This window comes from Herbaspirillum sp. 1130, from assembly GCF_017833835.1.
GTDB lineage: Bacteria > Pseudomonadota > Gammaproteobacteria > Burkholderiales > Burkholderiaceae_D > Herbaspirillum > Herbaspirillum huttiense.
Genome location: NZ_JAFICQ010000003.1, coordinates 756,764 through 777,734, shown reverse-complemented (window position 1 = coordinate 777,734; position 20,971 = coordinate 756,764). Strand labels below are relative to the sequence as shown.

Sequence of the window (20,971 nt, the reverse complement as noted above, 5' to 3'; positions counted from 1 at the left end):
CGAAGATCGTTCGGATGTCGAATCTGAATCTGAATCTGAATCTGAATCTGGTTCGGGGTGACCCTGCCGGGCAGCGTCACTGCAAAATCTGGTCGCGCGGTCCGTCTGCCACGATGCGCCCGCCGTCGATGACGATGATGCGGTCCACGTGGCGCAACAGCGCCGGGCTGTGGGTGGCCACCACCAGCGTGCGCGGGCCGGCATACGCCGCCAGTCGCTCGATGATGCGGGCCTCGGTCTGCTGGTCCACGCCGGTAGTCGGTTCGTCCAGCAGCAGGATGCGCGGGGTGCAGGCGATCACGCGCGCCAGTGCCACCATCTGGCGCTGGCCGCCGGAGAGATTGCCGGGGGCCTTGATGGCCTGGTCCAGGCGCAGCTCGCCGCGCGCGATCAGGTCATCCAGCGAAGACACCGCCAGCGCCGCTTCATAGACCTGCCCCGGCACGCGGTCGCCCACGAAGATGTTGGCCGCTACCGTGCCATCGAACAGGAAGGGTTCCTGTGGCTTGAAGCCGATGCAGCGCATCCGCACCTCGGGGGCATAGGCCGTCACGGCCACGCCATCGATGAGCACGTGCCCTTCGTCGGGCTGGTGCAGGCCGGCCAGGGCACGCAGCAGCGTCGACTTGCCCGAGCCGGAACGCCCGACCAGGCCGACCTTCTCGCCGGGCTGGATGGTCAGCGAGATGTTTTTCAAGGTGGCGTTTTCCTTCTGGTCCAGGTGCAGCAGCAGATTGCCGACCTGGATCAGGCCGCGCATTTCCTGGCGCAGCACATCGGCGGTCGGTGTCTCTTTCTGCTCTTCGAACAGCTGGTCAAATTCGGCACGGGCGCGGCGGAACATCTCGATGCGCCCCAGGAGTGCTGCCAGCGACGACAGCACCGTGGTGGCACGGCTGATCAGCAGCGAGCAGGCAATCAGCGCGCCGACGGTGAGCAGGTTGTCTTCCACCAGATAGACGCCGACCACCAGCGTGGCCACCGCGATGAAGGTGTAGCCCACGGTGGAGATGGCATAGCTGGTATTCATCCAGAAGCGGCTCTTGGCCTGGGCCACGGCATTGGCACCGGCATCGGCCAGGAAGGCGCGCATGAGGCGGTCCTGCAGCGGCGTGGTCTTGAGCGTTTCCATGCCGTAGACGATGCTGGCCAGCTTGTCCACCTTGCCGGTACCTGCCTTCATGGCCGCATGCGCATAGTCATTGGCCGGGACTTTGAGCAGCAGCTGCATGCCGACCAGCAGCGCTCCGCCCACCAGCAGCACCCACACCATGTGGCCGCCGATGAGGCCAAGCACCACCAGGTACAGCGCGAGGAACGGCAGGTCCACCAGCAGCAGCATGTAGTTGGACGAGAGCAGGTCGCGTGCGGCCGAGAGATCACGGTAACGCGCCAGCACCACGCCCACCGGTGCTTGTACCTTGGCCGTCAGCAGGCGGCGTGCCGAGACTTCATCGAATTCGCCATCCAGGCGGCCGGCCAGTTGCTCGGTGTAATACACGCGGATGATGCGCAATACCAGCTCCAGGCCGATGAAGAGCAGCATGCCCAGCGTCAGCGCCCAGAGCGTTTCCGGGATGTGGTTGCCCAGTACCTTGTCGTAGATCAGCCGCGAATACAGCGGCATCAGCAGGCCCAGCAGGTTGACCAGGATGCCGGCCACGATGATCTCGACGAAGCGGCTGCCATAGGCGCGCAGCAGCGTCAGGTAAGTGGGATCGGCGCGCAGGTCCGTGCGGACTTGCGGCTGATCGATGTGGACCTGTTCGCTGGCGTTCATGGTGCGTGGCGTTCGTCGTCAGACCGCGATCAGGCCTGGCCGCCGCGGTTGGTGGCGGTGATTTCGCGGATCGCTTCGCGCAGTTCCAGGCGCAGGTCCTTGACCATGGTCTGGCGGCCGGACCGCATCTCGTCGATGACGGTCTGCCAGTTGATGTTCTGGCGCATCAGGGCTTCGGTGATGGAGGTCAGCGATTGCGGGATGGCGCCCAAGTTCTTGACGCGGTCGTTCTGCATCGCCATGTGCTTGGCCAGGTCGATCTGCAGCTGGCGTGCGGAGAGCGCATCGCGCGCCATGTTGCTGGAGTTCTCGCCGATGGTGTTGCCCAGTTCGTTCAGGCGCGCGGCCACGGTGGCCTGCAGTTCGCCCTGGTACTGGATCGCTCCCATCTCGTCGGCCAGGCGTACCGAGATCTGGTTCAGCAGTGCCGGCAGCTGCGCGATGTTCTGCGCATTCTTTTCGTTCATGTTGGAGATCTCGCCCTGCTGCGCCTGCAGCGAACTGAGCGCGGTGGACAGCGCCAGCTGGCCGGCCTGGATGGTGGAAACGATCTGCGGCATCACTTCGAAGGTGCGGTTGGCGATGTCGCCATTGACCGAGAGGCGTTCTTCCAGCGAGGACAGGCTGTCGGAGAGATCGCGGGCGGAGGTGATCTTGGTGTTGATCAGCTGGCCGACGTTGCGGATTTCTTCCAGCGTCTGCTGCGCGGTCTCGTGCATGCGCGGGCCGAAGGCCACCAGCTGGCGCAGGCTGCGCGATTCTTCCATGCTGTCGTTGAAGAGCTGGACGATGTTGTTGAGGCGGTCGTTCAGGCCTTCGAGCTTGATGCCGGCCTGCAGCGAGGCTTCCGAACTGTTGCGCGCGGCCATGATGGATTCGCGCTGCAGCACCATCAGATCCTGCAGGAATTCGGCGAGGAAGGTTTCGGAGACGCCCTGGCGCTGCGTGGCCGCCGGGCCGCTCATGTCATGCACCACGTGCTGCACCATGTCGCTGATGCATTCACGGGCGCGCGTGACCAGCTTCTTGCTGGCCGCGCGCAGCGGCGTCAGGGTCAGGCCCAGCGCGAGCGAACCGATCAGGCCGAACATCGAGGCCGAGAAGGCGGTGCCCATCGAGGCCAGCGGCTTTTGCAGGTCGGCCACCAGGTGCATGAAGGAGGCATCCATGTCGCCGGCCGTGCTGGCCTTGCCGAAGCCGTCGATCAGGGCGGCGGTGCTGACCAGGGTTTCCAGCAGGCCGATGAAGGTACCGAGCAGACCCAGCGCGATCATGAAGCCGGTCAGGAATTGCGGGAATTCGGTCTTGGCTTCGAGGTGCGCGCGCAGGTCGTGCAGCGAGCCTTCGATGGTTTCCTGTTCGATACGGGAAGTCAGCCGGCCCTTGGTGCTGGCCACGGACACCAGCACCTGGCCGATCTCGGTGCCTTCGAATTCAGGCGCCTTCACCAGGCTTTCCATCGATTCGCCGGCCTTGGTACGGTCGTAGAACTGGATCAGCTTGTCGTATTCCCAGTTGACGCGGTACAGGTTGTAGAAGATCAGCGCAATGCCGAACACCGCCACCGCGATGATGAACAGGTTCAGGAAGGGATTGATCTGGATCGCATGCCCCACGAATCCCCGGAACAGGAAAGCGCCCAACAGCAGCAGGAGCGTCGGGATGGCGGCAAGAGCGTAGAACTGGCGAAGGTTTTTCATACGTGCGAGGTTCCGGAGAAAAGAACGCAGGGAAAGTGGATGGTGCAGAAAACGTCAACCGCCGCAAAGCCTTGGTGGATGTGGCTTTGCAGCGAGCAATAAAGCACTTCAGGCAGTGCGGCGCGGTTCATCGCGGCTCCCGCAGGGCACCCTGGCCGAAGCGCGACAGCGGCGACATCAGGTACTGCCACACCGTGCGGCGGCCGACGATGATGTCGGCGCTGGCGGTCATGCCGGGCATCAGGGCCAGCTTGCGCTGCAGATCGTTGTCGCCGCGCTGGACGGCGATCTTGATGCGGTAGCTGCGCTCACCGCGCGGATTGTTTTCATCGGGGACGGTGTCGGCGCTGATCTCGGTGACCACGCCTTCCATGGCGCCATACACGCCGTAGTCATAGGCCGAGACCTTCACGCGCGCCTTGGCCCCGGTGGCCAGTTCGGCGCGGTCAGTTGGGGAGATGCGGGCTTCAATGACCAGCTTGTCGTCACTGGGGGTCATCTCGATGATCGGGTCGCCGGGCCGCACCACGCCACCCACGGTATTGATCATCACGCGGTTGACCACGCCATCCATGGGCGCTTTCACTTCCGAGCGCGATACGCGGTCGTTACGCGATTTGATTTCTTCCTGCAGGCGCGCCAGTTCGGTTTCCGCCGCAGTGAGTTCGGCGCGGGCATCCGAACGGAAGCGCGATGAGGCTTCGCCCATCTTGGCCTGCGATTCGGCGATGGCCGCTTTCAGGCGCGGGATCATGGCATCGTTGGCCGAGAGCTTGCTCTGCGCATCCTGCACGCGGGCGGCGGCCTGGATGTCTTCCAGCTGCGAGGCGGCATTGCGCTCGAGCATGTTGTGGATCAGCTTGTACTGGCGCTGTGCCAGGTCCAGTTCGCTGGCCTGGCTCTTCTGGCGGCTGACCGCTTCGCCCAGCTCGGCCTGGCGTTGCGCGGCCTGCTCGCGCAGCACCGACATTTCCTGCATGAGCTTGGCCGAGCGCGCGGCGAAGGCGGCCTGCTCGCTTTGGACAGCGGGATCATCGCGGTCGAGGTCAGCCGGCATCTGCAGGCTCGCAGCCCCCGCCGCTTCGGCCGAGAGGCGGGCGATCTTGGCACGCAGGCCGAGGATCTTGACGCGGCCTTCACCGAGATCGGCATTGGCACGCACGTCGGCAATCGAGATCAGGGTCTGGCCCTTCCTGACCACCGCGCCCTCGCGCACCAGGATGGCGGAGACGATGCCGCCTTCCAGATGCTGGATGACCTGATTGTGTTCGGAGGCGACGATGCGGCCACTGCCGCGCACCACCATATCAATGGGCGCCAGCATCGACCAGATCACCAGCAAGGCCAGCAGCAGCGTGCAGGCCAGCACTGCCAGGCGCGGACGCGGCATGGCCTGCAGCTCGCCCAGGCGGCGGTCCAGGCGCGGTGCCACGCGGCGCATGAAGCCCTTGCCGCGGGAACTGATCCCGTGGCCGGTGCCGGGCTTGAGCGAGAGCGTCATTTTGCCGAGGCCTGGTATTGCACGATCACGCGGGCATCATTGCCGCTGCCGTTTTCATCGGTGGCTACGCGGCTGGTGACGCGTTCCTTGTCCACGCCGGCATCGATCAGGTAATTGCGGACCGCAACGGTGCGATAGTAGGCACGCCGCCGGCTCTCGCTGTAGGCACCGCTGCCGATCACGCCGGTGACCACGATCTTGCCCTGGCTGGATTTGGCGCGGCGCACCCAGTCGCCGATGCTCTTGTCCAGCGCTTTGCTGCCCTCGTCATTCAACTGGGTAGAATCGGCATCGAAGTTCAGGGTCACCGCTTTTTCGTTGGCATCGATGCGCAGGCCGGGCGCGACTTCCTTGTCGTTGGGTTCGGTCTTGACCTGGATCGCATTGGGGCTGGAGGGTGCGGCGGCGCTGCGCAGGCTGCCGTTGTCGGACTGCAGGGGCGGCGCGGCCAGCTTGGCTTTCAGGCTGGCCACTTCGCGCTTGAGCTGTTCGATTTCCTGCGCCTTCTCGCGCTCGCCGGGCGTTTCGGCACTGTTGATGCTGGTGCTGTCGGCGGTGGCAATGGTGTCGGTCTTCCTGGCCTTGGATTCGCCCACGACCTGCGTCTGGCCCTGCGAGATCAGCTTGCTGACCTTCATCTGCGCCAGCTTCTGCGAGTAGTAGAACAGCGTCACCACGAACACCACCACCACGAAGATCATCACCAGCACCACGTTGGACAGCGCGTCCACGAAGCCTGGCCAGAAATTCTGTTCCTTGCCGCCCTCCATCATTCCCCCGTCTTGTTGGCCGCCCGCGTGGGCAGGGTTTCCAGTGCCGATGCGCGACCGGTGTTGCGCAGGATCTGATAGCTGATATCGGCCTGCTGGAACAACAGGTTGGCAAAGTCCATGCGCGCCTGGTAGGCCTGCTGGTAGGCGTCCAGCACATCCAGCAATTGCTTGCTGCCGGTGGAGAGCTGTTCCAGGAAGACATCGGCCACGTTGGCATTGGTGAGATAGGCCTGGCGCGAAATCTCCATGCGCTTTCTCACCGCGCCCAGGGTGCGGTAATTGATCTCGATCTGCTCACGCAATTTGCGTTCCAGGTCGAGCGCGGTGTTGCTCTTTTCCACGTACTTGGCACCGGCCTGCTTGCTGTAATACATGTCCGAGCCGCCATTGAGCAGGTTCATGCTCACCACCATCATCAGGCGGCGGTCGGTGGTCAGCTGCAAGGTGTTGTCGGTGGTATCGATGGCACCGCCTGCACCACGGGTCTTGGTCTGGGTCCATTCCAGGGCCAGCGTGGGCGAGAACTTGGCGCGCGCCGATTTCAGTTCCTGGTTGGCCGCATCCACGTCGCGCCGCGCGGCACGCACGCCGGGGTTGGTCTCGTAGACATCCTGCAGGGCCAGCTTGGAGGTATCCGGCACGGTCGGCATCATGTGGTCCGGCACTTCGATCTGCTCGATCTTGCGGCCGGTGATCTGGTTCAGCGACACCATGGCGCTCTCCAGCGCGCCTTCGGCCTCGGCCACGGCGGACTGGGCCGTGAGCGAGCGGCCGCGCACGCGTTCGAAGTCGATGCGGCTGGCACCGCCGCCTTCGAGGCGCTTGCTCATGTAATCCAGCAAGGCGCCCATGCGCTGGGCGTAGCTGCGCGAGAACGACAGCGTGGCGTAGGCGCGCATGACGTCGTAATACGCCTTGATGGCGTTGTAATACAGGGTCTCGCGGGCATCGTCGCGGCGCAGGTCGGCGGCGTCGGCCAGCGAGCTGCTCTTGCGGTAGTCGTAATACGAACCGGGCGCGAAAATGGGCTGGCGGCCGATCAGCGTCACGTCCCAGCGCTTGTGGTACGAGGCGCGCTGGATCAGGCCGGTATTGGGATCGATCACCGAAGACGGCGACGAATATTCATTGCCCTTCTGCGCCCGCAGGTCCAGCGTCGGGCCGAGCTGGCCGGCCGTGGCCTTGGAGGCATAGCGTGCCTGGTCCGCTTGCGCGGAAGTGGCGGCGTAGCTGTAACTGTTGTTGAGCGCCAGGTCGAGCACGCTGCGCAGGCTCAGGTCCGGGACGGTCTCGCCTTCGGTGACGATGCTGATTTGCGGCAGCACGATCTGATTGCCCGAGAAGCTCGGATCGGACTGGCGCAGCAACAGCAGGATTTCATCCTGGGTCGAGGGCGGCGGGGTGTCGGCCGGCAAACCCGGCAGGCGGTAGTCCGTCGCCGATGGGCCGGCAGGATCGGCACCCAGCCGGATTTGCGGCGGAGCATCCAGTTTGTTGTCGAAGGTGGCCGGCGCGGCCGGTGTGGTTTGCATTATGACGGCGTCGGCTGGCGGCTTGTCAGCCGCCTGGGGCGCGGAATGCGCGGCCAAGCCCAATGAAACGCCCAGTATGAAACGCTTGCTTTTGAGAACTCTCATCAACACGATCAGCCGGTATCCCACCGGCCTCCCCTACCCAACCCGCATCCCAGGAAAGAATCGGCAGCCCTCGCTGCGATTCCCGTCATCAAGCCGGGGAGACTCCTGTTCTTTTTATGAGGGAGCGCCGGCTTGCACATCCGTTCGATCAGTCCGATCGAATTTGTTACCATTTTGTTAAAACAATTTTATCACCGGCGGATTGCAACTCAATTACAAATAGCCCGGAAAAATCGTTTAATTTCAATTGACTTGATAAAAGTTAACTTCGGCAATTATGGTCAGCTTGTTGCAGACATGCCATCAGGAAATACGCGAATGCTCACAAAGTGAACAAAAACACCAAAAATTGCGGTTGAAAAACCACAAGTCTCTCCCTATATCCTGCCCACAGACGATTACCTCTGCCTATTTCACTCATCCATTTCTTCAATTAAGGACAACCACATGGCAACCGAAAAACAGACCATGGGCTTCCAGGCCGAAGTCAAGCAACTGCTGCAATTGATGATCCACTCGCTGTATTCGAACAAGGAAATCTTCCTGCGCGAGCTGGTCTCCAACGCCTGCGACGCGGCCGACAAGCTGCGCTTCGAGGCGATCAACAATGGCAGCCTGTTCGAGGACGATCCGGAACTGAAGATCAAGATCAGCTTCGACAAGGCGGCGCGCACCATCACCATCTCCGACAACGGCATCGGCATGAACCGTGACGAGGCCATCTCGCACCTGGGCACCATCGCCAAGTCGGGTACCAAGGAATTCTTCTCGCGCCTGTCGGGCGACCAGCAGAAGGATGCCGCCCTGATCGGCCAGTTCGGCGTGGGCTTCTATTCCGGCTTCATCATCGCGGACCGCATCACGGTCGAGACGCGCCGTGCCGGCACCCCCGCGTCCGAAGGCGTGCGCTGGGAATCCGAAGGCGCGGGTGACTTCTCCATCGAGCAGATCACCAAGCCGGGCCGTGGCACCGACATCATTCTTCACCTGCGTGAAGGCGAAGATGAATTCCTCTCCGCCTGGCAACTGAAGTCCATCATCCGCAAGTATTCCGACCACATCTCCCTGCCGATCCTGATGAACAAGGAAGAATGGGATGAGGAAAAGAAGGAAACCGTGCAGAAGGACGAGCTGGAGACGGTCAACCAGGCCAGCGCCCTGTGGACGCGCAGCAAGTCGGAGGTCACTCCCGAGCAATATGAAGAGTTCTACAAGCACGTCTCGCACGACTTCGGCGCGCCCCTGGCCTACACCCACAACCGCGTGGAAGGCCGCAGCGAATATACCCAGCTGCTCTACATCCCGGCGCGCGCCCCGTTTGACCTGTGGGACCGCAACAAGCGCGGCGGCATCAAGCTGTACGTCAAGCGCGTGTTCATCATGGACGATGCCGAGCAGCTGATGCCGGTGTACCTGCGCTTCGTCAAGGGCGTGATCGATTCGGCCGACCTGCCGCTGAACGTCTCGCGCGAGATCCTGCAGGAGTCGCGCGACGTGCGCGCCATCCGCGACGGTTCGGCCAAGCGCGTGCTGAGCCTGCTGGAAGAGCTGGCCAACAGCGAAGACCAGGCGCAGAAGGACAAGTACACCACCTTCTGGACCGAGTTCGGCCAGGTGTTGAAGGAAGGCATCGGCGAGGATGCGGCCAACAAGGAGCGCATCGCCAAGCTGCTGCGCTTTGCGTCCACCCAGAATGACAGCGATGTGCAGAATGTTTCGCTGGCCGATTATGTGGCCCGCATGAAGGAAGGCCAGGACAAGATCTACTACGTCACTGCCGAGACGTACCAGGCCGCCAAGAACAGCCCGCACCTGGAAATCTTCCGCAAGAAGGGTGTGGAAGTACTGCTGCTGACCGACCGCGTGGACGAGTGGATGCTGTCCTTCCTGACCGAGTTCGAAGGCAAGGAACTGGCCTCGGTGGCCAAGGGCGGCCTGGACCTGGGCCAGCTGGAGAACGAAGCCGAGAAGAAGCAGCATGAAGAGACGCAAGCCGAGTACAAGGAACTGGTCGAGAAGATGAAGACCGCCCTGGGCGACAAGGCCAAGGAAGTGCGCGTGACCTTCCGCCTGACCGATTCCCCGGCTTGCCTGGTGGCCGACGAGAACGAACTGTCGGGCAACCTGGTGCGCATGTTGAAGGCAGCCGGCCAGGCGGCACCGGAATCCAAGCCCACGCTGGAAATCAACCCGGACCACCCGCTGGTGCAGCGCCTGAAATACGAAGAAGCGCGCTTCGACGACTGGTCGCACATCCTGTATGACCAGGCCCTGCTGGCTGAAGGCGGTGCACTGGCTGATCCGGCCAGCTTCGTGAAGCGCCTGAACGACATGCTGCTGGCCATGGCCGCGAAGTAAGTTCGTTCATCTGCCGGACTGTGCCGTCAGGCCGTCATGGCTTGATGGCAGCAGCGCCGCCTGCGGGGAAACTCGCAGGCGGCGTTTTCATTCATATCGGCTTGCAGCCACGATGCTGGCTGGTTAACATCGGCCTATGGAATTGCACTTCATCAATCCCCGCAAGAACGCCCTCGCCTATCTGGTCAAGATCCTCTCCGGCTGCCTGATCCTGTGGTACGGGCTGCGCGCCCTGGGCATCGAGGAGCCCTACTGGGCCATGATTTCGCTCATCATCGTGACCGAGCCGGACATGACGGTGGCCAAGGCCAATTTCCGGGCGCGGCTGATCAACACGATTTCGGGCTGCATCGTTTCCTGCATCGCGCTGGTGGTGTTCGGGCCGACCTTCCTGGCCATGCTGGTGGCGCTGACCGCAGCGGTGGTGGTAGCCATGCTGCTGCAGAACTATCCGAGCAACTGGCGGCTGGGACCGGCGACCGTGGTGATCCTGCTGTCGGCGGCCTTCAGCGGCAATGGCTTGAGCCAGGAACTGCACCTGGCCTTGATGCGGGTGGGGGAAGTGATCATCGGCAGTACGGTGGCGCTGCTGCAGACGGTGATCTACATGTGGCTACTGAAATCCAAACAAACATCCGCCAACAATGACACCAGCTCATCCTGAAGAGCCCTTACTGCAGGGCCCCCGCGTACTCTTGCGGCGATGGCGAGCGGAGGATCGCGAAGCGCTGGCGGCGATCAACGCCGATCCGGTGGCCATGCAGCACTTCCCAAAATGCCTGACTCGAGCAGAGAGCAATGCCTTGGCCGACAAGATAGAAGAGCATTTCGTCCAGCATGGATTTGGCCCATGGGCTCTGGAGATCCCTGGCGTCAGCGAAATGGCCGGGGTCGTTGGCTTGATGCATGTCGGATTCGAGGCACATTTTACGCCAGCCATCGAAATCGGGTGGCGGCTGGCTCCCGAGCTCTGGGGCCGAGGCTATGTCACGGAGGCAGCGCGCTGCGCGCTGGATTTCGGCTTTCTGAGACTGGCGCTGCCAAGGATCGTTGCTTTTACGGTACCCGCCAACACGCGCTCGCTAGGGGTAATGCAGCGACTGGGCATGAGCTCGGAAATGAAAGATGACTTTCTCCATCCCCGTTTGCCAGCAGGTCACGCGTTGCGCCTGCACCGTCTCTACCAGATCCACCAGAGGACGTGGCGCGATTGGCGCAGCGGCGAGGATCTTCCCTTGATCGCCTGAAAAAAAAGCAGGGCCGCAGCCCTGCTTCTTCATACGCTTCGCAAAAATCAGTGCGTCACGCGGGTGGTACGGCCGTTGGACAGCAGACGCACGCGTTCACCGATGCGGAAAGGTTCATCTGCATCCTGGGTGATGGCACGCAGCTCGCCGTTATCCAGGCGCACGGTGATTTCCAGGCCAGGACGGTTGTTCAGGTGGGCTTCAGCCTGGTTGCCTAGGACGCCACCCGCCAGCGCGCCGACGATACCGGCCGCCAGGGCACCATTGCCGCCGCCGATGTTGGAACCGGCCGCAATGCCGCCCAATGCTGCGCCGCCGAGGGTACCGACACCGCTCGAACCCTTGTCGATGGTGACGTTGCGGATCGACTCGACCACGCCCATGCGCACGGTCTGCTCACCCTGCGCCTGGCGGGTGTTGTAGACGCTGGCCGAGTTGGGGGTTACTGCGCAGCCGGCTACCAGGGAGCCCAGGGCTGCGATCACAATCAATTTCTTCATACTAAAAACTCCGACTGAGAACTGTTTGGCCCGTCTCCGGGCAGCGGGGGGATTCGAGCGTCCGCGCGAACGCAACATGATCGCGCATCCGGCGCGGAAGCACACATTCCTTTACATCTTAATACAAAGAGGCCGCGCGTCGACAATCGTTCCCGCAAGGACGTCTTCAGTAGGCGATGTGCCAACGCCGGTACAGGAAAGCCAGCACAAACAAGGGCCCGACCAGCAGAAAACGCAGGTCCTCGAAGAAGGATGGCTTTTTGCCTTCAATGCGGTGGCCGATGAACTGGCCGATCCAGGCCAGTACGAAAACCGTGGCCGATACCGGCAGGACCGCTCCCAAGGGCAGCCGCGCCAGCACCACCAGCATTACCGCCGACATGGCCAGCATGCCCACCGCAAAGGGCGGCGACAGGCGCAGATACCAAGCCAGCGTAGCGGCAGCCACCAGCAGGGCCACGGCTGGCGACACGATCCAGCACAGCCCCAGCAGCGAAAACACGATGGCCGGCACGCAGATGCAGTGGATCAGTTCATTCATCGGATGGCGATGGCTCTCGGCATAGCGGGCCAGCAGTACATCGATGCGGCGCGGTGAAACGGTGCTGTCCATGGTGAGCTCCCTGATCAATGGCCGGCCAGACGTTCAGCGGCCACCGGAAACGTCGATGAAAGTCCCCGTGGCGTAGGAAGATTCATCCGACAGCAGCCACAGGATGGCGTGAGCCACTTCCTCGGCAGTGCCGCCGCGCTTCATGGGGACGGCATCCTTGAGCCGGTCGACACGGCCCGCCTCGCCGCCGCTGGCGTGGATATCGGTATAGATCAGACCCGGACGCACGGCGTTGACGCGGATGCCCTCGCCCGCCACTTCCTTGGCCAGGCCGATGGTGAAGGCATCGATGGCCCCCTTGGAGGCGGCGTAGTCCACGTATTCACCGGGCCCACCCAGCTTGGCAGCCATCGACGACAGGTTGACGATGGCCCCGCCCTGCCCGCCGTGGCGGGTGGACATGCGCTTGACCGCCTCGCGCGCGCACAGCAGGCTGCCGGTGACGTTGGCGACCAGCACCCGGGTGATGCGTTCGGCGCTCATGGCGTCCAGGCGCGACTGGTGATCCAGGATGCCGGCATTGTTGACCAGGGCGGTGACTCGGCCCAGTTCCTGATCGGTGGTGGTGAAGAGGCGCAGCACGTCCTCCTCTTTGGAGACATCGCCGGCGACGGTAATGGCGCGGCCGCCCGCGGCACGGATCTGACCGGCCACCGACTCGGCGGCCTCGCGGTTGGAGACATAGTTGACGCACACGGCGTAGCCGCGCTGGCCCGCCAGCAACGCGGTGGCCGCGCCGATGCCACGGCTGCCGCCGGTGACGATGATGACCTTGTCTGTCATGTTCTGTATCCCTTGTGTGAATGGCCCGGCGCGTGACGCCTGGGCAGCTTACGCTAAGATGTGAATTCTTGTGCATTTTGCCGCAAGCCTGACGCTTCTGCAGCCGCGCCATTGTGCCCGGATGGCGAGGCCGATGGAGCTTGCTGAAATTCTTTTCATCCCGGCCATTTACATGCCTGCTCGCCGCTCCTTTGCCGCCTCCCCTTCGTCTGCCCATGATGCCGCCCGCGCTGCCGATACGGGCACTACTGATCCCTTGCTGGCCAGCTTTGCGCCGGTAGTGGCGCAGGATACGCGCATCCTGATCCTGGGCAGCCTGCCGGGAACGGCTTCGCTGGCGATCCGGCAGTATTACGGCCATCCGCGCAATGCCTTCTGGCGACTGGTGGGCGAAGTGATCGGGGTTGACCTTTACGCGATGGACTATGCCGCCAGGCTTGCCGCCTTGCTGCAGCATCGCATCGGCCTGTGGGACGTGATCGCCCAGGCCAGGCGCATCGGCAGTCTCGACAGCGAAATCCGGGATCACAGCGGCAATGATTTGCTGACGCTGATCGCCAGGCTGCCGGCATTGGAGACCATCGCTTTCAATGGCGGTACCGCCGGCAAGATCGGGATCAAGGCACTGGGCGCCAAGGCGGAAAACTATCGGGTGGTGGTGTTGCCGTCGAGCAGTCCGGCGCATGCGGCGTTGGCGTATGAGGACAAGCGTGCGCGCTGGCTGGCCGCACTGCGCTCATCATCGCCGCCGATGTCGCCTGCCGGGCCTCAAAGGTAATGATAGCGACAGGCAAAGCAGCTGAATGATGCGGTTGAGCCTCTTTCTTGTCCCGCGTTTGCCAATACTGGTGGTCGTGCGAGGCTGGCGCCCTGACTATGCTTCCTCGACTAGCGCTTATTACTCATCCAGCTTCTTTTCCTCGATCTTGGCGGCCCGAAGTTGGGCAATCGAGCGCTCCAGATGGGCGACGTTGGCAGGCGAGCGCGACAGATGAGCCGTTTCCATCGGGCTACTGAAGCAATCGTGCGAGACCAGCTCCCCATTGGGATCGTCGCCAGGCTGTCTTGGCTTCATTTTCTGAAGAACAGATAGTCATAAAATTCCCCCGACAACCCGCCATTGAAGATCAAATACTGCAACGCCTTCGCGAAAAACACGATGGCGCAGAAGACGATGGCCAGCTTCAGGCAGAGGATGAGGTTCTTGAGCATGGCGCAAGTGTAATGGAGCACCGGCCGCCAGCGCACCACCCCGACGGGAAACGCACAAAAAAAAACCGCCCGGCCACACGGCGGGCGGTGCACAGAGCAACGCTTGGGGCGGAATTCAGAACGCCGGCACCAGCGATCCCTTGAACTCGGTCTCGATGAACTTGCGCACTTCTTCCGACTGGTAGGCCTGCACCAGCTTCCTGGCCCAGGGCTTGTCCTTGTCCTCGACGCGGGTGGCGATGATGTTGGCGTAACGGCCGCGCGGATCTTCCACGGCGATGGTGTCCTTCTGCAGGGACAGACCGGCCTTGTAGGCGTAGTCATTGTTGATCGAGGCAGCCGCCAGGTCGTCCAGCGAGCGTGGCAGCTGCGCCGCATCCAGTTCGATCAGCTTGAGCTTGCGCGGGTTGTCGATGATGTCCAGCGGAGTGGCATTGACGCCGTTTTCGCCCACGCCCGGCTTGAGCTTGATGAGGCCGGCTTTCTGCAGCAGCAGGAGCGCACGGTTGCCGTTGGAGGGATCATTCTGGATGCCAACCTGCGCACCGTTGGGCAGTTGGTCCACCGACTTGAACTTGCGCGAGTAAATGCCCAGCGGGGCCGTGATGGTCAGGCCGACCGGCACGATCTTGTAGCCACGTGCTGCAATCTGGCTTTCCAGGTAGGGACGATGCTGGAAGGCATTGGCATCGAGGTCGCCGGAGGCCAGTGCCGCATTGGGCTGGAGGTAGTCACTGAAAACCACGGTCTGGATCTCCAGGCCGTCACGTGCGGCGACTTTCTTGACGACGTCGAAGATGGCTTCGGCACTGCCGACCGAGATACCGACCTTGATCTTGTTCTTGTCCTGTGCGCTGGCGCCGTGCGGCGCCAGGACCAGCGTCAGCGCAGCAGCGGCGGCGATGCGCTTGATGATTGCAGCCAATGGCATGGTAACTCCGGAAATGATGAGGTCCGCATCCTCACATACGCGCGCGCCCGGCAGAAGGAATGAATTCGCATGTCGATATGCGCAAAGCGTGCAGCGGCCACTGGCAGGCTCCCAAGGCAAGGTATCATTCGGCATCCGCAGGCCGCCTCCCCGGCTGCCGCGCCGTTTCATTCATATCATGCTCATCCGAAGAAAATCCATCGAAGCCCAGGCCAATACCAAGGCCGGCCCCAATCGTCGCCGTCACCAGTTGGAAGCCGACGCCAGCAAACCGCGCAAACCGAAATATGCCCCGGTCACGCTCTCCGAGCTGGAAGGCGTACGTTATCTGCATTTCGGCACCGAATGGGTACAGGGCGCGATGCGCATTCGCAAGCCCGACTGGATCGAGCTGGAGTACGCCCAGCAGATGATGGCCTGGATGCTCTTCAACCGCACGCCGCGCCATATCGTGCAACTCGGGCTCGGAACCGGCGCGCTGACCAAGTTCAGCTACCGGCAATTCCCGCAGGCACAAGTGACGGCGGTGGAGCTGAATCCGGCCGTCATCGCCATCTGCCACAGCATGTTCAAGCTGCCCGAGCCGGACGAACGGCTGATGCTCATCGAAAGCGATGCCATGGATTTCATCGTCCATGCTGCCACGCACGGCATCATCGATGCCCTGCAGGTCGATCTCTACGACGCCACCGCACGCGGGCCGGTGCTGGACACTCCCGAGTTTTACCAGGCCTGCTATGACAGTCTGGCACCGGGCGGCGTGATGACGGTCAATCTCTTTGGCGATCATCCGAGCTATGCCAAGAACCTGCGGGCCATGGAATATGCCTTCGATACCGTGGTGTCGCTGCCGGAAGTTCATGACGGCAACGTGGTGGCACTGGCCTTCAAGGGCGCGGTGACGTTCGATTTCCCCGAGTTGTATGCGCGTGCGGCACTCATCGAGAGCCAGACCAGGCTGCCGGCCAAGTCCTGGGTCAATGGCATCAAATCGGGGTTATAAGGCAAGCGATGTAAAAACGAGGCCAGGCGTGGCGTGGACGCCGAAGAGATAAAATATTTTCATCTTTTCTCAAAAAAAGCTTGCACCACCCCGACCTCCCTCCTATAATGCGCTCTCTCTTGCAGCACTGAGGCAACAACGAAGTGCAGCAACGGGGCGTTAGCTCAGCTGGTAGAGCAGCGGACTCTTAATCCGTAGGTCCACAGTTCGAATCTGTGACGCCCCACCAAAATTTCAAAAGGCCTCTCAACCCGAGGCCTTTTTCACTTCCCGGTTGGCCTGATCGTTTCAGGAACACCACGGGGCGTTAGCTCAGCTGGTAGAGCAGCGGACTCTTAATCCGTAGGTCCACAGTTCGAATCTGTGACGCCCCACCAAACTCAAAAGGCCTCGCTTCGCGAGGCCTTTTTCTTTTTCCAGCCGAACTGAATGCAGCGCCTCGGTTCACGCTATTCAGCTGCAGTCATCTCCCCGTCGGCACCCTCCTCATCTTTTTCGCCCAGGAAGGGCCAACCTGCTGAAATCTGGCAGCCATACGTAGCGTCGTATGGCTGCAGCATTCGATTCGATCAGCTTGACTGTGGCACGTAAAGCCGATCAACCATTGGGTAAAACGACCAGTGACGAAATCGTGTAAGACACCCATGCTGCAAAGATGAGATAGCAGCAGAACAACGATCCGCACAGGATCAAGCTACGTCTGTTCTCCCACCGGTGTCCGATCAGTGCCCAGGCTGCCAGCGGAAGCAAGATCGCAACCATGGGCAATGAGAACCTGTTTTCAACGGCGGAAATCGAGGTGACCGCACACCAGCCCAATACTGCCGCAAGAAGCAACGCCATGAACACAACGCTTGCCCTGGGCTTCGTACCACCGCGTTGCTCCCAGACACGGATATCTCTTGCCGCAGCAAAAAAACCGACAACGCCCCAGAACAAGACGGTTTGGGAATACAAGAAAAGCACTGGACGGTATTTCGGACGCAGGTCGTAGATGTAGCAAAACAGATAGTCGAAATCGAGCGCGCTGAAGAGATGCAAGAACATCGTGCGCACACCCAGCCACGGATGGAGGAAGTACCAGGACAGGTCGGGTACCGCGTTATTGAACCAGATATTCGGGTACACCATGGCTGGCGGTCCGTTCCCGGTCATGTTCGTTCCATATTTGATCATCAATATTCCTGACCTGATCTGAAACGAACCAAGCTTGAAGACCGGAAGGAACGTAAGCTCATCGAAAAAGTGATAGTTGATGATGATCTGCGGCAGCACTGCAAGGAAGAAACCCAGCAGCAAAGCTGCGCCGAAACGCAGGAGATGCCACCCGCGACCTTGACGTTCACTCCATGCGAACAAGCCAAGCAAGACCACGGGCATGGCCAGCCAATAAAGATTGGCCGGGCGCACCATGATGCCCAATCCGAGCAGCACGCCCATCAGGAATACCCGGGCTGCACTCAACCCTGACGATTGCATGTGGACGATCAACGCGGCGATAAAGATCAGAAGGCTTACGGACATGCCGTCGGACAGAGAAATGGCGAGATACGGATAAAGAAATACATTTGCTGTCAGAGCAAAGAAAACCAGATTTCCTACCCGCAGCGAAACCAGTTTTGTCAGGTTTCCCGATAACAGAATCACCGCCGAAAAATAGACTGCCAACTGCACCGCGAACAGCGCGATTCCCTGGTCAACTGCAAGCCAGCTGGCCGCGATATCAACAGCGGCAATGAACAAGGGATAAGCGTAAAGACGTAGCTTGCTCCATTCGTGCAGCGCAAAGCCGTGCTCGGCATAGAGTTGACCTATTTTTGTATAGGCGTAGGCATCGGCGCAATTGCAAGGATCGAAAATGGCGCGGTATTGCTGAGTGAAAGCAAAATAGGCAAACCCGATCGCCATGAGGAGCGCCGCAGACTTCAGCAACAGGATTTTGCTGGCAGAATTGTTTAACATCGATTTTGTATTTTTCCCAAAAGGTTCTGACGTTCCGTAAGCGCCGTTTTCAGTTCAGCGATACATGTCCGGGGATGCATATTGCCTGGTACCCATGGTCGAAGAGGTAATCGCGACTTGGGACGCCAACATCACCAGCAGCACCGACCAGACAAACCATTTCCGCAAGCGCATTGTCTTCCACGCATCCGGCAGAATGACATTGAATGCAATACTGCAATAGAAAAGCAATTGGAGCGGCAAAAAGAAGCGGGTCTCGACCGCGCCCGGAATGATCGCCATTACCGGCAATAAAATGATTCCAATCCAGATCCAAGGTGATTTCTCTTGAGTGATATGGGGCAGCATCCCATCTTCGGCACTCGCGTCCGGCGCAGCACGGCAATGAAGACGGTGGCTAAAAAAACCGTACAGCGCTGCCAATACCACCAAAAAATTCAAGAGGGAAATGATATTCCCTTCGCTCTTCGCATCTCTTACATAGACCTCGCCATCGCGAAGATCGAGGCCGTTGATAAAGTGGCGAACGTAGATCCCTGCAAACTCGACAGGATACTTTCGGACAATCGCGAAGTAGTTGCTCAACGCAATCTTGTCCTTGGCAATCATTTCCAGCTCGGCAATGCGCCGCCCCGCCGGGTCAACATAAAAACGCGATGGTGTAACAGAAGGATCGATTACCGTTTCATAGCGCTGCAAGGTGATCCCCCACATCAGCTGCAGCGCAAACAATGACTTGCCGCCGTTATCGGTCAACACCATCGGTGTGAAGGTTTTCTTGGAATGCAGATTGACCAGCGCCTGCGGCAAGCTCACCAGACTCACGCCGATAAAAAATGCAGAGAGCATCCAGGCCTTGGTTTTCATTCCCTCGTGGCGGAAGAACGCAAAGGGAATGGCCACAACGACACACAACATGGAAAACAGATAGATGGTACGTGTGTTGTAAGCCGCACCTATCATCATGCCGGCCATCACCAGGCTAAACAACTTGCGTTTGCCGAATTGATTTTTCGATGTTGCAAACACCAGCCAGCTGAGCCCGCCGAAGAGCAAGAGAATGGCGGGCAAATCCGCCAGCGGATAAACGATCACACCGGGAAACAAGAGTGCGACCAGAACAGGCACGACCATTCGCCTGTAGAAATTCACCCGGCCACCGACGATACGGATGTAGAACGCTGGGAGAATGATTGTCAGCGCAAAGCCATACACCAACGAAGTCAGGATGCGAAACGCCGGGAGGGCAGCCTCCGCGCCAATATGTTGAAACCATCTTGCCGGCAGCAAAAGCAGAGGCCAGAAGTATCCACGCGTTGTCGCAGGAAAATCAAAGAAAGTGGACGGATTCGCAAGCGCCCAATATTCTCCTGCATCGTAGGGGAAAACCCTGACATTCATGCTCCAATGAAGGAACAGGAACAAGATGGCCGCGAGCGCAAATGCCCACCACTCTTGATGGCGATCCAGTGCTTCATGGATCGCCGCGCATCGACGGCAATGCAGCGACGCAAAACGTCTACCCTCGTGAAATCGGCTCATTATCCCCCCGCAGACGTTGCTGCTCTTTTTTCATGTGGAATCAGCCCAACGGCATATCACGATGAAGCTGCCATCAGACAGTTCAACAGTGAATGCCGCATCAGCTCTCAACGCTTCAGGATGCTTCGGCTAAGCAGGAAGCTGACTGGCAATGTGAGAATGATCACCAGCAAGGGAGAAACACTTGGCGACAAACCCAGCGTTTCGACAAAGAACGCCAAAAGCACCGCACCCAAGCCGTATTGGACAACGTAGACCAATGGAAACCTGACGAACGTCCGCAATGAGACCGGTTTCTCAAAAACAAATAACGTGCTCAGGAAGTAAGCGAAAACGATCCCGCATACGTAAGAAACAAAATAGGCCACTTGATAAGCAATGACCAACTTCAACACGAGATACAAGACATAAGTCGCAAGCGTGTTGAGCCCGCCAGTGAAGAGGAAACGGAGAAACCGGTTCTGCCTGAGTGCGGAAAAACGCATCATCCGTTGCTGAGCAAAGCGAGGAATTCGTCGTAGTCACGGATGTAATCCGACGCATCGTAATAATCGGAAGCGAACACGAGCAGGATGGCATCTTCAGAGTACTTGTACTGTATGCCCCAGGTCATGGGCGGCAGATAGACCCCGGTAGCAGGCGAATCCAGCATCACCTCCTGGCGGGAGGTACCGTCATCGGCCACGACGGCACATCGTCCACGCACACAAATCAGAAATTGATGACATGACTTGTGCGCATGTTCGCCACGCGTCTTTTCGCTGGGAACATCAAATACCAGAAAATAACGTTTGGGAACAAATGGGATTTCCCGCTCAAACTCCCCGACCGACAAGTCGCCACGCAGATCCTTGACATGATTGAATCGGTGCAGCGTGACGCCTTTGACGTTGGTTGGCGTCACCGGGCCTTTGCTGACGACGCCGCCGCTGTCGCTTGACGTAACCTCCTCGACCGAATTGGCGTAACCAGTAATACGGGCAGGGTTGCCTACCACGATCGCGTAGGGGGGAACGGACTGTGTAACGACTGCACCTGCGCCAATCATTGCCGATCGTCCAATGACCAGCCCGGGCAAGATGGTCGCATTGGCCCCGATGGAGGCACCTTCGCAGACCAGCGTCTTCTCGAAAGACGCAGGATACTGCTTGCTTCGGGGCCTGAGATCATTGGTAAATGTCACATTCGGACCGACGAAGACATCGTTCTCCAGATGGACGCCATCCCATAACTGTACGCCGCATTTGATGGTGACCCTGTCGCCCACCACCACATCGTTTTCAACGAATACACCGTCGCAGATATTGCAGTCGCTACCAATGACAGCCTGCGGAAGGATGTGTGCAAATGCCCAGATCCTGGTGTTTTCTCCGATTTGAGCAGACTCGCACAACGCATTCGGGTGCACATAAAATGACATCAGTAATTC

General features: G+C 60.3%; 20 protein-coding genes and 2 tRNA genes. 7 read left to right on the top strand and 15 right to left on the bottom strand.

Features of this window, described 5'->3' with window-relative positions:
• Nucleotides 1-76: 76 nt before the first annotated feature.
• The 5 genes from JOD78_RS17150 to JOD78_RS17130 form a co-directional block, all read right to left on the bottom strand.
• Nucleotides 77-1,780 (bottom strand): ATP-binding cassette domain-containing protein, encoded by a 1,704-nt coding sequence (locus tag JOD78_RS17150; RefSeq protein WP_034336595.1) that lies wholly within the window; start codon nt 1,778-1,780, stop codon nt 77-79.
• Nucleotides 1,781-1,809: 29 nt separating this feature from the next.
• Nucleotides 1,810-3,480: a biopolymer transporter ExbB gene (locus JOD78_RS17145; protein ID WP_121039266.1), complete on the bottom strand. Its 1,671-nt coding sequence runs from the start codon at nt 3,478-3,480 to the stop codon at nt 1,810-1,812.
• A 127-nt stretch (nt 3,481-3,607) separates the two neighbouring features.
• Nucleotides 3,608-4,981: an HlyD family type I secretion periplasmic adaptor subunit gene (locus JOD78_RS17140; RefSeq protein ID WP_121039263.1), complete on the bottom strand. Its 1,374-nt coding sequence runs from the start codon at nt 4,979-4,981 to the stop codon at nt 3,608-3,610.
• Nucleotides 4,978-5,751, bottom strand: a complete 774-nt coding sequence (locus JOD78_RS17135) for a cell envelope biogenesis protein OmpA (protein ID WP_198516499.1) — start codon at nt 5,749-5,751, stop codon at nt 4,978-4,980. The genes JOD78_RS17140 and JOD78_RS17135 overlap by 4 nt, the downstream gene beginning before the upstream one ends.
• On the bottom strand, nt 5,751-7,400 hold the full coding sequence (locus tag JOD78_RS17130) for a TolC family protein (protein ID WP_134135350.1): 1,650 nt from the start codon (nt 7,398-7,400) through the stop codon (nt 5,751-5,753). Before JOD78_RS17130 ends, JOD78_RS17135 begins: the two co-directional genes overlap by 1 nt.
• 438 nt (nt 7,401-7,838) lie before the next feature.
• On the opposite strand from JOD78_RS17130, the gene htpG reads away from it, so the two are divergent.
• The 3 genes from htpG (at nt 7,839) to JOD78_RS17115 (ending at nt 10,996) form a co-directional block, all read left to right on the top strand.
• On the top strand, nt 7,839-9,749 hold the full coding sequence (gene htpG / locus JOD78_RS17125; protein WP_209568373.1) for a molecular chaperone HtpG: 1,911 nt from the start codon (nt 7,839-7,841) through the stop codon (nt 9,747-9,749).
• A gap of 136 nt (nt 9,750-9,885) precedes the next feature.
• A complete protein-coding gene (locus tag JOD78_RS17120) occupies nt 9,886-10,413 on the top strand; it encodes an FUSC family protein (protein ID WP_134222013.1) in 528 nt (175 codons plus the stop codon).
• A complete protein-coding gene (locus JOD78_RS17115; RefSeq protein WP_209568375.1) occupies nt 10,394-10,996 on the top strand; it encodes a GNAT family N-acetyltransferase in 603 nt (200 codons plus the stop codon). The genes JOD78_RS17120 and JOD78_RS17115 overlap by 20 nt, the downstream gene beginning before the upstream one ends.
• A gap of 47 nt (nt 10,997-11,043) precedes the next feature.
• Here the strand turns inward: JOD78_RS17115 and JOD78_RS17110 are convergent, their stop codons facing one another.
• From JOD78_RS17110 to JOD78_RS17100, 3 genes are all read right to left on the bottom strand, one after another.
• The gene (locus tag JOD78_RS17110; RefSeq protein WP_034336617.1) at nt 11,044-11,496 is read right to left on the bottom strand and encodes a glycine zipper 2TM domain-containing protein; all 453 of its coding nucleotides are present in this window, start codon (nt 11,494-11,496) and stop codon (nt 11,044-11,046) included.
• A gap of 166 nt (nt 11,497-11,662) precedes the next feature.
• A complete protein-coding gene (locus JOD78_RS17105) occupies nt 11,663-12,109 on the bottom strand; it encodes an Mpo1-like protein (RefSeq protein ID WP_121039254.1) in 447 nt (148 codons plus the stop codon).
• A 33-nt stretch (nt 12,110-12,142) separates the two neighbouring features.
• Nucleotides 12,143-12,892 carry an SDR family oxidoreductase gene (locus tag JOD78_RS17100; RefSeq protein WP_209568377.1) on the bottom strand — a complete coding sequence of 250 codons (750 nt, stop codon included), beginning with the start codon at nt 12,890-12,892 and terminating at the stop codon, nt 12,143-12,145.
• 172 nt (nt 12,893-13,064) lie between these two features.
• Between JOD78_RS17100 and JOD78_RS17095 the strand changes: the two genes are divergently transcribed.
• Nucleotides 13,065-13,670 carry a DNA-deoxyinosine glycosylase gene (locus JOD78_RS17095; protein ID WP_348534269.1) on the top strand — a complete coding sequence of 202 codons (606 nt, stop codon included), beginning with the start codon at nt 13,065-13,067 and terminating at the stop codon, nt 13,668-13,670.
• Between the two features lie 120 nt (nt 13,671-13,790).
• On the opposite strand, the gene JOD78_RS17090 is transcribed toward JOD78_RS17095, so the two are convergent.
• The 3 genes from JOD78_RS17090 to JOD78_RS17080 are packed head-to-tail and all read right to left on the bottom strand — an operon-like array spanning nt 13,791 to nt 15,035.
• A complete protein-coding gene (locus tag JOD78_RS17090; protein WP_209568380.1) occupies nt 13,791-13,967 on the bottom strand; it encodes a hypothetical protein in 177 nt (58 codons plus the stop codon).
• Complete coding sequence (locus JOD78_RS17085; protein ID WP_209568749.1) at nt 13,964-14,197, bottom strand: hypothetical protein; 234 nt, start codon at nt 14,195-14,197, stop codon at nt 13,964-13,966. The genes JOD78_RS17090 and JOD78_RS17085 overlap by 4 nt, the downstream gene beginning before the upstream one ends.
• Nucleotides 14,198-14,219: 22 nt before the next feature.
• Entirely contained in the window at nt 14,220-15,035 is an 816-nt protein-coding gene (locus JOD78_RS17080; RefSeq protein WP_209568382.1) for a MetQ/NlpA family ABC transporter substrate-binding protein, read from the bottom strand.
• A gap of 178 nt (nt 15,036-15,213) precedes the next feature.
• On the opposite strand from JOD78_RS17080, the gene JOD78_RS17075 reads away from it, so the two are divergent.
• From JOD78_RS17075 to JOD78_RS17065, 3 genes are all read left to right on the top strand, one after another.
• Nucleotides 15,214-16,038, top strand: a complete 825-nt coding sequence (locus JOD78_RS17075; RefSeq protein WP_100245612.1) for a spermidine synthase — start codon at nt 15,214-15,216, stop codon at nt 16,036-16,038.
• A 153-nt stretch (nt 16,039-16,191) separates the two neighbouring features.
• A tRNA-Lys gene (locus JOD78_RS17070) sits at nt 16,192-16,267 on the top strand.
• Between the two features lie 72 nt (nt 16,268-16,339).
• A tRNA-Lys gene (locus JOD78_RS17065) sits at nt 16,340-16,415 on the top strand.
• Nucleotides 16,416-16,635: 220 nt separating this feature from the next.
• On the opposite strand, the gene JOD78_RS17060 is transcribed toward JOD78_RS17065, so the two are convergent.
• From JOD78_RS17060 to JOD78_RS17045, 4 genes are all read right to left on the bottom strand, one after another.
• Nucleotides 16,636-18,000, bottom strand: a complete 1,365-nt coding sequence (locus tag JOD78_RS17060) for a hypothetical protein (protein ID WP_121039244.1) — start codon at nt 17,998-18,000, stop codon at nt 16,636-16,638.
• 54 nt (nt 18,001-18,054) lie between these two features.
• Nucleotides 18,055-19,542: a hypothetical protein gene (locus JOD78_RS17055; RefSeq protein WP_121039241.1), complete on the bottom strand. Its 1,488-nt coding sequence runs from the start codon at nt 19,540-19,542 to the stop codon at nt 18,055-18,057.
• A 107-nt stretch (nt 19,543-19,649) separates the two neighbouring features.
• The gene (locus JOD78_RS17050; RefSeq protein ID WP_209568384.1) at nt 19,650-20,030 is read right to left on the bottom strand and encodes a GtrA family protein; all 381 of its coding nucleotides are present in this window, start codon (nt 20,028-20,030) and stop codon (nt 19,650-19,652) included.
• Nucleotides 20,027-20,962 carry a WxcM-like domain-containing protein gene (locus JOD78_RS17045; protein ID WP_121039238.1) on the bottom strand — a complete coding sequence of 312 codons (936 nt, stop codon included), beginning with the start codon at nt 20,960-20,962 and terminating at the stop codon, nt 20,027-20,029. Before JOD78_RS17045 ends, JOD78_RS17050 begins: the two co-directional genes overlap by 4 nt.
• Nucleotides 20,963-20,971: the final 9 nt, after the last annotated feature.

Bases quoted from the DNA above. Each gene is read 5' to 3' on its own strand.
- JOD78_RS17115 (WP_209568375.1), top strand. From the start codon at position 10,394: ATGACACCAGCTCATCCTGAAGAGCCCTTACTGCAGGGCCCCCGCGTA.
- JOD78_RS17150 (WP_034336595.1), bottom strand. From the start codon at position 1,780: ATGAACGCCAGCGAACAGGTCCACATCGATCAGCCGCAAGTCCGCACG.
- JOD78_RS17100 (WP_209568377.1), bottom strand. From the start codon at position 12,892: ATGACAGACAAGGTCATCATCGTCACCGGCGGCAGCCGTGGCATCGGC.
- JOD78_RS17060 (WP_121039244.1), bottom strand. From the start codon at position 18,000: ATGTTAAACAATTCTGCCAGCAAAATCCTGTTGCTGAAGTCTGCGGCG.
- JOD78_RS17045 (WP_121039238.1), bottom strand. From the start codon at position 20,962: ATGTCATTTTATGTGCACCCGAATGCGTTGTGCGAGTCTGCTCAAATC.
- JOD78_RS17105 (WP_121039254.1), bottom strand. From the start codon at position 12,109: ATGGACAGCACCGTTTCACCGCGCCGCATCGATGTACTGCTGGCCCGC.
- JOD78_RS17075 (WP_100245612.1), top strand. From the start codon at position 15,214: ATGCTCATCCGAAGAAAATCCATCGAAGCCCAGGCCAATACCAAGGCC.
- JOD78_RS17090 (WP_209568380.1), bottom strand. From the start codon at position 13,967: ATGAAGCCAAGACAGCCTGGCGACGATCCCAATGGGGAGCTGGTCTCG.
- JOD78_RS17095 (WP_348534269.1), top strand. From the start codon at position 13,065: ATGCCTGCTCGCCGCTCCTTTGCCGCCTCCCCTTCGTCTGCCCATGAT.
- JOD78_RS17145 (WP_121039266.1), bottom strand. From the start codon at position 3,480: ATGAAAAACCTTCGCCAGTTCTACGCTCTTGCCGCCATCCCGACGCTC.
- JOD78_RS17135 (WP_198516499.1), bottom strand. From the start codon at position 5,751: ATGGAGGGCGGCAAGGAACAGAATTTCTGGCCAGGCTTCGTGGACGCG.
- JOD78_RS17120 (WP_134222013.1), top strand. From the start codon at position 9,886: ATGGAATTGCACTTCATCAATCCCCGCAAGAACGCCCTCGCCTATCTG.
- htpG (WP_209568373.1), top strand. From the start codon at position 7,839: ATGGCAACCGAAAAACAGACCATGGGCTTCCAGGCCGAAGTCAAGCAA.
- JOD78_RS17110 (WP_034336617.1), bottom strand. From the start codon at position 11,496: ATGAAGAAATTGATTGTGATCGCAGCCCTGGGCTCCCTGGTAGCCGGC.
- JOD78_RS17055 (WP_121039241.1), bottom strand. From the start codon at position 19,542: ATGAGCCGATTTCACGAGGGTAGACGTTTTGCGTCGCTGCATTGCCGT.
- JOD78_RS17080 (WP_209568382.1), bottom strand. From the start codon at position 15,035: ATGCCATTGGCTGCAATCATCAAGCGCATCGCCGCCGCTGCTGCGCTG.
- JOD78_RS17050 (WP_209568384.1), bottom strand. From the start codon at position 20,030: ATGATGCGTTTTTCCGCACTCAGGCAGAACCGGTTTCTCCGTTTCCTC.
- JOD78_RS17140 (WP_121039263.1), bottom strand. From the start codon at position 4,981: ATGACGCTCTCGCTCAAGCCCGGCACCGGCCACGGGATCAGTTCCCGC.